The sequence below is a fragment of the Rhizobium sp. 62_C5_N11_2 genome (assembly GCF_051811185.1).
Taxonomy (GTDB): domain Bacteria; phylum Pseudomonadota; class Alphaproteobacteria; order Rhizobiales; family Rhizobiaceae; genus Rhizobium; species Rhizobium leguminosarum.
On record NZ_JBPWPW010000004.1, the window covers coordinates 369,063 to 381,681 of the forward strand.

General features: G+C 59.7%; 16 protein-coding genes. 8 read left to right on the forward strand and 8 right to left on the reverse strand.

The genetic code is table 11. The features are described 5' to 3' along the window. The first annotated feature begins 145 nt into the window (after window positions 1-145). Window positions 146-1,069 (forward strand): ArdC family protein, encoded by a 924-nt coding sequence (locus AB8B31_RS33495; protein ID WP_096771923.1) that lies wholly within the window; start codon window positions 146-148, stop codon window positions 1,067-1,069. 6 nt (window positions 1,070-1,075) lie between these two features. Here AB8B31_RS33495 and AB8B31_RS33500 read toward each other — a convergent pair whose 3' ends face one another. Beyond that, the gene (locus AB8B31_RS33500; protein ID WP_179874271.1) at window positions 1,076-1,597 is read right to left on the reverse strand and encodes a hypothetical protein; all 522 of its coding nucleotides are present in this window, start codon (window positions 1,595-1,597) and stop codon (window positions 1,076-1,078) included. Window positions 1,598-1,692: 95 nt separating this feature from the next. On the opposite strand from AB8B31_RS33500, the gene AB8B31_RS33505 reads away from it, so the two are divergent. The 4 genes from AB8B31_RS33505 to AB8B31_RS33520 all read left to right on the forward strand — a co-directional run bounded on the left by AB8B31_RS33505 (window position 1,693) and on the right by AB8B31_RS33520 (window position 3,819). After that, the gene (locus AB8B31_RS33505) at window positions 1,693-2,001 is read left to right on the forward strand and encodes a DUF736 domain-containing protein (RefSeq protein ID WP_096771924.1); all 309 of its coding nucleotides are present in this window, start codon (window positions 1,693-1,695) and stop codon (window positions 1,999-2,001) included. A 320-nt stretch (window positions 2,002-2,321) separates the two neighbouring features. Further along, the gene (locus tag AB8B31_RS33510) at window positions 2,322-2,486 is read left to right on the forward strand and encodes a hypothetical protein (RefSeq protein ID WP_170961517.1); all 165 of its coding nucleotides are present in this window, start codon (window positions 2,322-2,324) and stop codon (window positions 2,484-2,486) included. A gap of 337 nt (window positions 2,487-2,823) precedes the next feature. After that, window positions 2,824-3,315, forward strand: coding sequence for a hypothetical protein (locus AB8B31_RS33515; protein ID WP_096771926.1), 492 nt, complete (start codon window positions 2,824-2,826; stop codon window positions 3,313-3,315). A gap of 330 nt (window positions 3,316-3,645) precedes the next feature. Then, the gene (locus AB8B31_RS33520) at window positions 3,646-3,819 is read left to right on the forward strand and encodes a hypothetical protein (protein ID WP_170961518.1); all 174 of its coding nucleotides are present in this window, start codon (window positions 3,646-3,648) and stop codon (window positions 3,817-3,819) included. Window positions 3,820-3,852: 33 nt separating this feature from the next. Here the strand turns inward: AB8B31_RS33520 and AB8B31_RS33525 are convergent, their stop codons facing one another. From AB8B31_RS33525 to AB8B31_RS33535, 3 genes are all read right to left on the reverse strand, one after another. Next, a complete protein-coding gene (locus tag AB8B31_RS33525) occupies window positions 3,853-4,110 on the reverse strand; it encodes a WGR domain-containing protein (protein WP_096771927.1) in 258 nt (85 codons plus the stop codon). A 196-nt stretch (window positions 4,111-4,306) separates the two neighbouring features. After that, window positions 4,307-4,768 (reverse strand): thermonuclease family protein, encoded by a 462-nt coding sequence (locus AB8B31_RS33530; protein ID WP_239621087.1) that lies wholly within the window; start codon window positions 4,766-4,768, stop codon window positions 4,307-4,309. 603 nt (window positions 4,769-5,371) lie between these two features. Continuing rightward, window positions 5,372-6,448, reverse strand: coding sequence for an IS110 family transposase (locus tag AB8B31_RS33535; protein ID WP_096771929.1), 1,077 nt, complete (start codon window positions 6,446-6,448; stop codon window positions 5,372-5,374). A 599-nt stretch (window positions 6,449-7,047) separates the two neighbouring features. Between AB8B31_RS33535 and AB8B31_RS33540 the strand changes: the two genes are divergently transcribed. Beyond that, on the forward strand, window positions 7,048-7,185 hold the full coding sequence (locus AB8B31_RS33540) for a YHYH domain-containing protein (RefSeq protein ID WP_096771945.1): 138 nt from the start codon (window positions 7,048-7,050) through the stop codon (window positions 7,183-7,185). After that, a complete protein-coding gene (locus tag AB8B31_RS33545; protein ID WP_239621089.1) occupies window positions 7,176-7,454 on the forward strand; it encodes a DUF5334 family protein in 279 nt (92 codons plus the stop codon). The genes AB8B31_RS33540 and AB8B31_RS33545 overlap by 10 nt, the downstream gene beginning before the upstream one ends. A 171-nt stretch (window positions 7,455-7,625) precedes the next feature. Here the strand turns inward: AB8B31_RS33545 and AB8B31_RS33550 are convergent, their stop codons facing one another. Then, a complete protein-coding gene (locus AB8B31_RS33550) occupies window positions 7,626-8,081 on the reverse strand; it encodes a phasin (RefSeq protein ID WP_096771931.1) in 456 nt (151 codons plus the stop codon). 1,208 nt (window positions 8,082-9,289) lie between these two features. Here AB8B31_RS33550 and AB8B31_RS33555 point away from each other — a divergent pair. Continuing rightward, window positions 9,290-9,994, forward strand: a complete 705-nt coding sequence (locus AB8B31_RS33555) for an aquaporin (protein ID WP_096771932.1) — start codon at window positions 9,290-9,292, stop codon at window positions 9,992-9,994. A gap of 140 nt (window positions 9,995-10,134) precedes the next feature. On the opposite strand, the gene traG is transcribed toward AB8B31_RS33555, so the two are convergent. From traG to traC, 3 genes are read right to left on the reverse strand one after another with little or no spacing between them, the layout of a single operon-like run. Beyond that, a complete protein-coding gene (gene traG, locus AB8B31_RS33560) occupies window positions 10,135-12,057 on the reverse strand; it encodes a Ti-type conjugative transfer system protein TraG (protein ID WP_096771933.1) in 1,923 nt (640 codons plus the stop codon). Further along, window positions 12,050-12,265 (reverse strand): type IV conjugative transfer system coupling protein TraD, encoded by a 216-nt coding sequence (traD, locus tag AB8B31_RS33565; RefSeq protein ID WP_170961519.1) that lies wholly within the window; start codon window positions 12,263-12,265, stop codon window positions 12,050-12,052. Before traD ends, traG begins: the two co-directional genes overlap by 8 nt. A 4-nt stretch (window positions 12,266-12,269) precedes the next feature. Beyond that, entirely contained in the window at window positions 12,270-12,566 is a 297-nt protein-coding gene (gene traC, locus AB8B31_RS33570) for a conjugal transfer protein TraC (protein ID WP_088396705.1), read from the reverse strand. Window positions 12,567-12,619 lie beyond the last annotated feature (53 nt).

Genomic DNA, 12,619 nt, shown 5'->3' on the forward strand with positions numbered 1-12,619 from the left:
GCAGGAGCTGCCGGCAGATGCAACGGCTCCGCCGTCCTCCACTTAAGTTCCGGCCGTTCCGGTGCATCGGCCGGCTGATCGGCTCCTGCCTTCTGCCCTCCGCAACGGGCCGCGACGGGCGCGGCCTCAAAACGGAGGCTTGAAGATGAGCAGTACGGAGAGACAACGGGTGGATCTCTATACCCGCATCACGGACAGAATCGTTGAAGATCTGGCGAAGGGCGTGCGGCCGTGGATGAAGCCATGGAACGCCAAGAATATGGTCGGCCGTATTACCCGGCCGCTGCGTCATAACGGGCAGCCATATTCGGGCGTCAACGTGCTGCTTCTCTGGTCGGAAGGCAGCGCCCGGGGATATACGTCATCCACGTGGATGACGTTCAAGCAGGCCCTCGAACTGGGCGCTGCTGTCCGCAAGGGCGAGACCGGGGCGACGGTCGTCTTCGCCAGCCGGTTCACCAAGTCCGAAACCGACGGAAATGGCGGCGAGGTCGAGCGGGAGATCCCTTTCCTGAAGGCCTACAGCGTCTTCAACGTCGAACAGATCGACGGACTGCCCGACCAATATTATCACCAGCCGGGGCCCGCGCCGGACCCGGTCGAGCGCCTCGAGCGTGCCGACAGCTTCTTCCGCAACACCCGTGCTGTGATCCGCCACGGCGGCAACCAGGCCTTCTTTGCGCCGGCCGCCGATATCGTCCAGATGCCACCGTTTGAGAGCTTCAAGGATACGGCCAGCTATTATGCGATCTTGAGTCACGAGGTCACGCACTGGACGGCGCCGGCGCATCGCCTCGGCCGCGACCTCAGCCGCTATGCCAAGGACAAATCCGAGCGGGCGCGAGAGGAACTGATCGCCGAACTCGGCAGCTGCTTCCTGTGCGCCGATCTCGGCATTGCTCCCGAGCTCGAGCCCCGCCCCGATCACGCCTCGTACCTCGACTCCTGGCTCAAGGTCCTGGTCGACGACAGACGGGCGATATTCCAGGCGGCGGCGCATGCGCAACGGGCCGTCAGTTTCCTGCACTCCCTGCAGCCCGAAACCGCTGGCGAGCGGCTCGCGGCCTGAAGGCCATCAGCGTCGGTCGTTGGTCTCGCCAGCGGCCGGCACCTGTTCAGGCCTCAACGCGGAGAGCGTGTCGGGATCAGCCGTGAGGTCCAGTTTGCCCCAGATCGAGGTTTTCCGGTCAATCGGTTTGAGCTTCCGGGACGGCTTGATTTCGACGGTAAACGGCTTTGGCTGCTGACGCATAGGTCCTCCAGGCGACGATTCGCGAACACGACGATAGCCCGAAGAACGGCCAACGCAACGCCCTTGTTCGGCTGTTCCCGGACGCCTGATTTTGACATGTGGCAAGGCGGCAGCCCCACCGTTGCAGGGACCCGGCAGGCAGTCGGGGCGCAGCTGCCATCGCCATATTCCTTTGGCCCTGAGCCAGGCCACGTCCTTCGTGGGCTCGATGAGGCATGTCTGATCGAAAACCGGCTTCGCCTCGATCGTCCTCCCGCAACGGCCTTCCAAAACTTTCTTCCCCTGAGCGCGGTGCGCCCATTCCTCGCGGAACAACAAAGTTTTTCCGGGCGCCCACCATTTCATTCCGGCCCTCCGGGTGCGGTCCGATCGTCCCCGATCCTTGCGACAGCCATCGAGGCCGCGATGGGCGCGGCCCGAAACAGCAAAGGAATACGACAATGGCAACCATCGGCACCTTCACCTCCACCGAAACCGGCTTCAACGGCTCGATCCGCACGCTCGCCCTCAACGTCAAGGCCCGCATCGCCCGCGTCGAAAACCCCTCCGACAAGGGCCCGCACTACCGCATCTACGCCGGCAATGTCGAGCTGGGTGCGGCCTGGCAGAAGCGCTCCGAGCAGGACCGCGACTACCTCTCGGTCAAGCTCGATGACCCGAGCTTCCCCGCTCCGATCTACGCAACCCTCACCGAGGTCGAGGGCGAGGACGGCTACCAGCTGATCTGGTCCCGCCCCAACCGGGACTGAGGCCCGGACGGCCCCGCCACCAAGGCGGGGCCAACTGGTCACAAAGACAAGCCGGCGGCAGGCATCGAGCCTGCCGCCTGCTTTTTCGGTGCGATACGGAACCGGAATATGTCTGCTCAGTGGATGCTATCGTGCCGGGAAGAAATGCCGGCCTCGAGGACGAGCGGTCGCCCCCAATTTTGCCTCCGCTCCGGTTTCCTCGCTCCAACAAAATCGGCACCCCCACTCGCCGGCTCCGCCGGTCGCTTCCGCGCTCCTTGACCCCGTCATCTCGTCCCGCCCCGCCGTCTCGTCTTTCACGAACTCAAGGAGATGAGACGATGACCATCGAACAGCACATCGAAGAACTGCGTGCCGAGTTGAGGAACGCCTGCGACGCCGTCGAGCGGTGCCAGGTCGAAGCGGAGCTTCAGCTCGCCCAGGCTGATTTGGCCGTGGCGCTTGCCGAACAGGACGGCACTATCGAAGCCGAGCCGCCCTTCTGAGGCGGCTCTCATTCTGCCGGAATATGAGCCGGTCGGCCGGATCGACCGGCCTTCCGGCTGTCAGGGATTCACCCCTCAACGCTCCCCTCCGGCTCACACCGGATACGGTCGCGTCCCCTCCGGGTCCGCGGGTCTCTTCTCTCTCTGACGTCCCAGTTTACTCCAGCAAATCCGGCGTCAAGGACGGCGCGGTCTCCCCCAATTTTAACGCCGCTGCGTTGCACTTCGCTTCCCGAAAAAATTGGTTCCCCCGCTTGCAAGCCGCGGTCCGCGGTCCTTGACCCCTCTTTGCCACAGAGTGGCCGGTCTCCGTCATCAAGATGAAGGAGATCACACAATGACATCTGACCAGAACCTTGCGCTCTACACCAAGCTTTCCGGTTTCCGGCTCGTCGTCCTGGCAAACCGCTTCGGCTGCGATACCGACGTCTCGCGAAAGCTCCATGATCGACTGCTCGAAGGGCTTGAGGCGGCTGCCGGTCGTATCCGGACCATCATGGCATTGGAGCGGAGCGTTCTTGCCGGCGACGACGAATATGCGGCGTACCGGCTGGAAGGTGAGACCGAGATCTTCGGACGCTTCACCATCATCCTGCTCGATGAACTCGACATCGATTTCGACACGCATGAATACCGCATCAACGGCGGCGATTGGTCCAGCGCTTTGACGGCGGACTATACCGGCGTCGACATCGACTATCCGGAGCTGATTGCGCTCACCGATGACGAACTTGGCTCACTTGCGCCGATCATCAAGGATATCACGTGGCAAACCGGTATCGCGGTAAGCGCCTCCCGTGTCAGCTACATCAGGTGCACAGGATCATAATCAATCCCGCGGCGGGCTCGACCAGCCGGAGGGCGTCGAGAGCGGCCCTTCGTTGCGATGCCGACGAGACCATCGCAATGATGGCGAGGACGACCCGTTGAGCCTCTTCCTTTCGACCTGCCGTCATCTGTCATCGGGGATGTTGCAGCCCGTTCGTCACGACGCAACCTGCCGCCGCCAGAATTTTCCCCGCCGCGCTGCGGCTCCTCGCGGATCAAAATTCGGTCGCCGGCAGGTCCTCCACGTCCGTTCCGGCCCTTTGGGTGCGTCCCGCCTTTCCGGTCTGCCGCTTATCCCCTGCGATAACCGCATTTCGAAAGGAGAAACGCCATGCAACAACTCGCCCAATTCCTCGCCGCCACCGGCCGCCGGCTCCGGAATCTCGGCAAGGTGATCAGCCACTTCTGCCGCAAGGGCAAGCTCGGTCTGAAGCTTGCGATCAAGATCCCGTTCTTCGTCGAGATCGAGGTGTCCTTCGAGACCGATTGGGACCGGCGCCGATGAGGCGCCCACATGGCCCGCTTCGACGGGCCTTTCTCAACTCGCCACAGAGGCGCGCGGGCGGTAACCGCGTTTTCGCTTTTGTCGGAGCAGATCGAGAAACAGTTCGACGGCATCTTCTTCCCGTCCGAAATGATGGACCATCATCTGGCCTTTGGCTCCAATGCGGCCCCATTTACGCAGGAGACAGACGTCCCCGAACAGGTTGGGTTCGATCGACATGGCGTAGTAGCGCGACATGTTCCTGGACGCGTCTGAGCGCTCGACATAGAGATGGTAGGGTTGCGAGATCATGAGGTTAGAATCGCTGATCTCGGGAATCCCGTCCAACGACACTTATGAATCGGTCGGTATTGATTGATTCAGATCTGTTATGAAACGCGAGTGGTGGGCTTGGGCGAGACGCCTTCGGCGCACGGCTCTACTCGCTTACGCTCCCCGAACCCGCCGGGCGGTTTCGGCCATCCGGCAACGATCCTCTCGCGGGTCCTCAGCCGCACCATCCGTGTCTTGCACCGTCCCAGCGCCTGGCAAGGCCCTCGTTGACGAGAGTGGCTCCGAGCGAGTGTCCTGATCGTATTACGGTCCGGAGCTTGCGGCCATACTTGTCTTCGTCGCGCCAGCCGGCCGAAAGCCAAAACGCGCCGGCATTGAGGAGCGCCAGCAGGCGTGCTTTCGCGGCCTCGCCTTTGATCCGTTCCGCCTCGCAGCGAGGCGGGCTGAGCTCAGGTGTATCGATATCCGCAATGCGGATTTTTTCGCCTTGGAACCAGAATGTATCGCCGTCGACGACGCAATTCACATGACGACCGTCGCTGCAGATTGAAAAGGCGGCCGACGCTGAGTCCGCTACCGGTGTCTTGGCCACAGCCGGCAGTCCGGGGAGGTTGCCGGCGCCGCCGAAGGCAAGCCAGCCTGCCGCAGCAACGACGATAGCTGAGATGACTGCCATCAGTGATTTGCGCGAACCGCTCTGTCCCGTTCGAGGTTTTCCCTGCGGGCTACGGCGATCGATCTTGCCGCCGGACTTCCGCGGCCTCCTGAACGGAACCACATTCGATTTCGCCATTTGCCTGCTCCTCTCCTGCTTTCCTCAACCTATCTTGGACTCAGTTTCATCTGCGTTTGCGGACAAGGTGCCTCCATGCGGTGTGCGAGGCGCGGGGCGCAGTCGGTCCCGCCTCCCCTGCGGGCCACTATGTTGAGGCTCCTGCGGCTGCGCTGTTTCCCGCTCTCGCACGGCGAGAATTCCCGAAATCCCGCACTTTCGTGCGGCCGCTATGCTGATTTCTCCAATGAAAGAACACAAGGAAAAAAACGCTTTGTTTTCGTGGCTTTCCCTGGGTTTGGCTTTACTTTGACCGACGTTTCGGCCGGTCGGAAAAATCTTCCCCGTTCGAAGGACGGCGTGTTCCGTCCTCCGGTCTTGAACCATTCTCCAATCCGTGCCCCTGATGCCGTTTCCTTCCGGCTTCGGTCACATAGTGGCGTTCGGTTCCCGGTTTCCCATTCTCCGATAAGAGCTCAGCCCAGACCTGCCGGGCTCGCTAAGAAATCATCGGGACAGCCGGGATATCGTTGCCGATGCACCTTCCTCACCAACGACGCCGCGACGCTCGTAAGGGCGCTGGTCACGCAGGATCTGGAAGGCGATCGTTAAAAGCTGGCGCGCGATCGCGACACGCGCCTTGTTGTTGGTTGAATTGCGCTTCAAATGTTCATATTGGGCACGAAGCTGCGAGTCGGCAGCGACGGCCGGTGCAACAGCCTCGACGAAGGCCCAGCGCAGCCACTTGTTGCCCTGCTTGATGATCTTCCCATGATAGGTCTTGCCACCGCTCGAGTAGGTCGAGGGAACAAGCCCGGCATAGGCAGCCAGCTTCTTCGGATTCCGGAAGCGATCGATGTCGTCGATCTCCGCATCGATCAGCCGGGCGAAGAACTCCCCGATGCCAGGGATGGTCTTCAACAGCTTCACATTGCCGTTGGTCTTCGTCATCGCCTTGATCGTGGCTTCGGCCTGCTTGATCCGCCCGTCAATGTCGCCGATGAACTCTAGCCCGCGGTCGATCTGGATTCGGTCGATCGCTGATACGTTGAGCGTGGCGAGCTGCTGGAGGCCGGTCTTGCTGAACAGGTCGCCCAGCTTCTTCAACTGCGCCGTCTGCTCTGGGTAACGGTCGAACACTGTCACAACCCGGTTCTTCACCATCGTGCGCAGCCGTACATAGAACATCCGCTCACGAAGCGCCACGCGAAGGTCCCGCGCCTTCTCCGTTGGTGCCCAGGCTTCCGGCACCAGATCGGCACGCAACAAGTGCGCCAGCACCGTCGCGTCGATCTTGTCCGTCTTGATTTTGGCGTCGGCGATCGCCTTCACCTTCAACGGATGCGCCAGAACGACATCGTCGCAGATGTCGTCCAGCCAATCATACATCACCATCCAGTTGCGGGTCGCTTCGATCACTGCATGGCTGTTCTCCCGATACCGTTCCAGAAACGATCCGAGAGACTGGCGGTCGTTCTTCACACGGCCGGATCGCAATGTCTTCCCGGCAGAGTCCTGCACGACAAGGTGGCTGTAGCTTTTGTGGTAGTCCACGCCGATGTGATAATGATAAGGGGCAGTCATGGTTTGCTCTCCTTCATTGAGTTCGCGAAAACCCAGGTAAGGTAAGCCAGGCGGTGCAAGGCGTGACTTTCCAAAGAGCATATCCATCTCAGATATCCGTTCTCGGTGGGCGCGGCCTCTTTCATGCCACCTCCGATACTCTTCATCATCCTTGATCGGCCGTGCTCGTTGCACTGCGCACCGGCTCGATCGAACGAATTCTCTGCGGGGTTTGCTGTTTTCGACAACGCGCTCGTGCCCACGCACCCCTTCATGGCATTCTGACCGCAAGGCCTTTGTCTGTCAGAATGAGCTTCCCGCCGGAGCCTCGGCCGTGGTGCAAGCGATAACGCAGCGACCATGCCAGTCCTGACCAGACACTCGCTGCGCGCGGCGTGTGCACAATGTTGCGAAAGGTTACTCCGTCGCAGGCTGTTCACGAGGTTGGATCGAACGTCACCGAATTACCATACTCCAAATTGTAGTTCCTCGTACTAATGTGCTCGACTCATTAGTGTAAATTGAATTAGATGTTCTTGGGTGGGGCATCCAACTCTCTGGGCAACTCCGCGAGGCGCGGCGAGCTAACTCGCACCCACCTGTTGCCGTCGGGGTTAGAAATGAAAATCGCAATCGCAATCTTGGTCGCATGGTCCACGTTCTCGCTGTCTGTTTCGGCAGCTTCCGCTCACAGTGGCGGAACGGATTCAAACGGCTGCCACACCAATCACAAGACCGGAGATTACCATTGCCATTGAAATCGTTGTTGGTGGCCGCCGTCCTGACGCTATCGCTTCCGGCGAACACCTTCGCCTGGGATGGTGTAGATAGCGATTCTGGCGGTGCGGTCGAGATTGGCAAAGGCAATCTAGTCAGATCGGGACAGACCGTCGAGGTTTACGACTACGAAGCGGGCGAGTACCGTGACGTTGATGTCCAAAGCATCCAGCGTTCTGGAGGCTCGGTCGAGGTCGAGGTTTACGACAACGAAAGCGGCGAATACCGCACCTTTGAAATGGACGACTGATAAAGTGGGCCGCCCTAAAAAGGGCGGCTGCTGCTATCGTTGCCATAGCGATTGGTGTCTTTGCCGCGGAGCTATCCTCTCCCAATGACCAACTCGTCAAAGATAGTCTTAAACTCCTCAAAAGAAGCTTCGATCACGATCCGTCCAGGCGATTTAGGTGTCTCCTCAGTTTTACGTCGCCTTGAGGTCCGTCAGCACCTTGTCAAAAGCATCCTTGACCGGCTTTGAGATTTCCTCCACCGTCCTGCTTGCGAGTACCCGGAATTCCTTGGCGTGCTGCAAACTTGTCTCAACCCGCTTGCGCAGGAAGGTCGACTGCAGTTCGAGGACCTGCGACGGCGAATTTGCGCTAAGCAAAGCTTGCAGATGCGAGAAGCTGGCCTCGGCGTCGGCCTGCAGTGCAGCGATCGTCTTCCACGACAATTCGTTGCCGAACAGACTTGTCGTTTCGAGGATCGGAGGCAGCATTTTCTGTGTCGCTTCAGCGCCGGACGCAAATTTCAAAAAAGCCTCTGTCACCTGCTTGTTCCCCTTTTCAACGGATGCGCCGAACTGATCTGGCACCTTGAGCGGCGATGACGCCGGGTTTTCGATCGTTTCAAAGGATCTTTCGGAAATCTTGGTCATAGCGTTTTCCTTCTCATTGAGTTGGTTGCAAGCTGTGACGTCGGGATTGCCCCTTCCGCCGGCGGACTATGCAGGCCGCTTGGTAGAACGTCGGTTCGATGACGAACCGTCATGTGGCCTCCGTTCCGTTCGTTTCATGAACCGCCATCATGCAGACTGCTTTCTGCCGCTTGTAACCAGGGATCAGCAAACACCATGCCAACTGCTCAGATGCTCCAAGAAGATGATTTTTGTTTATCGATGGGCGGATTGATCGGTATTTGGCGGAGAGACCGGCGAACAAACGTTCTAATCTCGACAATTCGACAATAGGTGTCGGGTGCCCGACATTTGCGAGACATGTGGACAGCTGAGATGGGGACAAGCGAATGAGCATGTAATTCAATCGCGCTCAGGATCGTCCTGTGTTGGATCGTATTGAGCCTGCGGGGTGGAAAGTGACGTTGCGGTCCTCGCCGCAAGTGCCTCCGTCAGCCGCGCACTGGTGTTTGCCTTGACGGTCAGCTTGCGCGAGACATTGCGTGCAAGCGCAGTGCCTTCTTTACACCGGCCGTCATCTGGGTAGAAACCGCCGCATCCGCATCCGCGGAACCGGCATGGGACACGAATGTCACGATGTGTGGCGATCCGATCACGGGGCATCTGCCTTGGCAACCGGATAATCGGTTCATCGCCGAGGGCCACGAGACAGCTGAACCGATTGGAACTACGGCGAGGCCCAAGGATCGTGTGCCTGTCTTGACCGGGGGCAGCTCGACTTCTCGCGAACGTATCCCTCGCGCGCTTATCAAACCTTGTCCCAGTCCTGCTGTTGCGCCACCTTCCGAGCTTGGAGACCATGAAAAGCGTCGCTGTTCGTTCGACAGCCTGAATGGGCGCTTGGCGCTTTGTTCGTAGCCCAGCTTGGGTCCATTCGGCTCGGAAACGGCATGCGCCTGCAGATCCTGTTCATCACACGTTTCGAACGTAAGACCGAAGCCATCGGAGTGACGCCGTGATGCGATTTTCATTTGGTACGAAATTTGCTGGTTTTGGTAACTCCGCTTGACCAAAGGCTCTGATGCCGGCCTCGTCGGACGAGGACTGATTTTAAATCAAGAGCGGAGTTTCAGAACCTGATACGATGATTGGTTCGGTGCGTGTGGAACGCTTGGCGGCACGAGGATGACACCGAAAAATTTCGCGGGGTCTAATTAATGGAGTGAAACATGAAAAAGTATGTTTGCGAATTCTTCGGAACCTTTACGCTTGTCTTCCTCGGCTGCGGCACACTGCTCTATATGCGTCTAGAGGTGGGCCTGCTGGGTGTCGCTTTAGCCTTCGGAATGACCGTGGTTGCTATGGCCTACACGATTGGCCCAGTCTCGGGTGCGCATCTTAATCCGGCGGTCAGCCTGGGTTTCCTTGTGTCGCGCCGACTGAGAGCGTGGGACTTTGTCGGGTATGCGTCTGCTCAATGTGCAGGAGCTATCGCGGCGGCGGGCACGCTCTACCTTATCGCTATGGAAAAGGTCGGCGGGTACGATATCACCATAGAAGGTTTCGCTCAAACCGGCTGGATAGTCTATGGGTGGAGAGCCGCGTTCCTTTTTGAGTTCATCGCCACGTTCCTGTTCGTGACTGTATTCCTCAAATGCACGGCAGAGGGGGGCGCTGTCGCACGATTGGCGATTGGACTTACCTTAGTTGCGATCCACCTTGGCGGTATCACGGTTTCTGGTTCTTCTGTGAATCCAGCACGATCGATCGGCCCAGCACTTTTCGCAGGAGGGGCGGCACTCTCTCAACTGTGGCTTTATATATTTGCGCCAATGCTCGGCGCTGTTGCAGCCGGCCTTCTTCAGCTCAGGGGGATCCTCGCGTCAAGCAAGCCGCAAAGTCTGCGCAAAGTTCGTGCGGCCCATCGAGCTTAAATATCGGTCTGCCCTCGCCCGGCCCCAGTTTTCGCAACGGTGCTGTAGAATCGGAAGCGCGGCAAGGATAAGCGAGCGCAGACACATTCGCTTCGAGATTTTGACTGCTCGCGCACCATAAAGCTGAGGCTGCCGCCAATTTACTCTCTAGTGCAATTGACCGGTAGAATTTTCTCGGTCCCAACACAGGCCTTCATATCGTCGCGGCGGAACCAGATCGCGCGTCCGCATCTGAGCGGCGGGTTGCCAGCGGTGAAGACGATCTGCTCGTCGGCCCGCATGCGCAGCACCTCATGCGGCTGGATCAGGGGTCTGGCGGCGAGTTGCTTCGATCGCGTGCGCGACGATCCTTTCGACTGAACACTGCGGCTGATCTGGTCGATCTCGACGGTCGCCATGCCGCAACGGCGCGAGATGTAGTCCGCGGTCTCGGAATCGTTGATCGCTGCAAAGGATATCCAGCTTGCGCTCTCGAACCATTTGCTGGCAGCGTCGCGACCGCCGTAGGTCTCGCGCATCTGGCCGATCGACTGGTAGATCGTGGTCAGCATGATACCATATTTGCGGCCGGCGTCGCGTGCGGTCTCCAGGATGCGCATGTAGCCGAGGCGCGCCACCTCATCGAGGAGGAAGAGCGCCCTCCCCCGCATCTCGCCGTTGCGGTTGTAGATCGCGTTTAGAAACGAACCGATGATGACCCGCGCCAAGCCCGAATGCGTCTCCAACGTCTTGAGATCGAGATTGATGAACACGTCCGTTTTTCCGTCTGCAAGATCACCCGTCGTAAAACTCGTTCCCGACACCAAGGCGGCGTAGTTCGGGTAGGATAGCCAGTGGGTTTCCTTGACCGCGTTAGCATAGACGCCCGAGAAGGTTTCCGGTGTCATGTTGACGAAGGCCGCGACATTTTCCTTCACGAAATCTGAACTTGAATCGTCGTAGATTTCCTGCAACCGCTTTCGCAGTTTGGGTTCGGGCTCGGACAAGTTCTTGCGTACTTGCCGGAGCGTCTGGTCGCTTTCCGTCGTGTGGCCGGAGAGGCAAACGTCGGCAATCAGCGCGGTGAGCAATTGCAAGGCCGAGGCGCGGAAGAAGTCGTCGCGAACCCCACGGGCGCCACCGCTGTCGCTTATAATCCACGATGCGACGGAGGCAATATCCTCCTCCTTCGTTCCGCCGAAGCGGCCGATCCAGTCGAGCGCGTTGAAACCGATCTCCGACTGCTTCGGATCGAGGACGAAGACGTCGCGGTTGGCGTTGCCACGGTGTTTCGACACAATTGGCGCGACCTCGTTCGACGGATCGAGGACGACGAGCGCAGCGCCCCATGTCAGCGCCGTCGGAATCGTGACTGACGTCGTCTTGAAGCCGCCCGATCCGGCGAAAACGATGCCATGAGACGAGCCGAACGAGCCGTCGAAGCAAAGCAGCGGCGACTTGCCACCTGCTCCCCAGGTCTCGGCACTGCCGGCGCGAAACGGCTGGGATGCAGTGCTGTCGCGGTCGACGCGATAGCACTCGCCGATGACGACTCCGCCGGTCTCGGGAAACAATTTTTCGGCTAGTAATAGTTTCATCCAGTCCGCGTCGCCGTGCAGAGCCCGTTTTCCAACGATGCGTTTCGGCTCGGCCTTGGCGAATGCGGCATTACCGGCAATCGCCACCCGCACGCCGAACAGCGCCGACATCAGCACCGTGGTGGTGCCGATCGCCGTTGCGGGATCGAGATAGTTGAAGATCGATCTGCCGGCCGGGACTTGTTCGAAAAACGCGGAGAGTCGCGATGCCTCGCGCATGACAGCAATGAGGAGCGCGGCTATCGCGCCGGTGACAACGCCCCATCCGGCCGTCTTGATCCGCACCGAGCCGGCGCTCGCAAACAAGAAGACGATGCCGACGACCGACGCGGCGACATAGGGCAGAGCGATACCGGCGCGGCCGAGCATCTGCCGGGCGGCATCGCTCTTGCCGAAAGGGGCGAGCCAGTGTTCGATCCCTGTCGTTCCGATGGCCGCCAGCATCATCAAACTTGAGGGTGCAACGAACAGCACGATCCTATTCATGGGTCTCTCTAAACGCCACAGCACCGATAACGGCAAGCCGTGAGCGCTCCTGTGCGTCTTCCTTCAGTCGCGCGGCGGCATCAATGAGGAGCCCGAGCAGTAGCGCGCGCTTCTCGTCTCGCAGCCCCGCCTTGACGATAAGGCCGCCGAGCTCAATCTTTTCGCGTGTGTCCTTCTTGCGGGCGTCGGATGTCGTGGATCTTCGCATTCGCTCAAGCCTCGCCAGTCCTGCCCTCAGCCGCGCCAGGCGGGTGTTGCGCGGAGAGTGTGCCCCCCTCCCCATTGTTGGAGGCGCCTTTCCCTCCGTTCGGACGGGCCTTGCCTCCGCGAAATCGTTTCGCCAGTTCCTCGAACGCTGCCTGCAATTCACTCTCGTCGATCTCGACTTCGCCGAGCCCGGCTTTCAGCGCGATCCGGCCGATCCGCTCGGCCTCCCGGGTCTCGGCGAGCTTCAATTGTTCTTGGAGCCTGGCGATTTCGTCGCGGATTTTCGAGGTAGGTTTCTTCATGTCCGGATGTCTCCTTGGGTGCGAAAGCTAGTCTTTGGGACCCATCTTCCGAA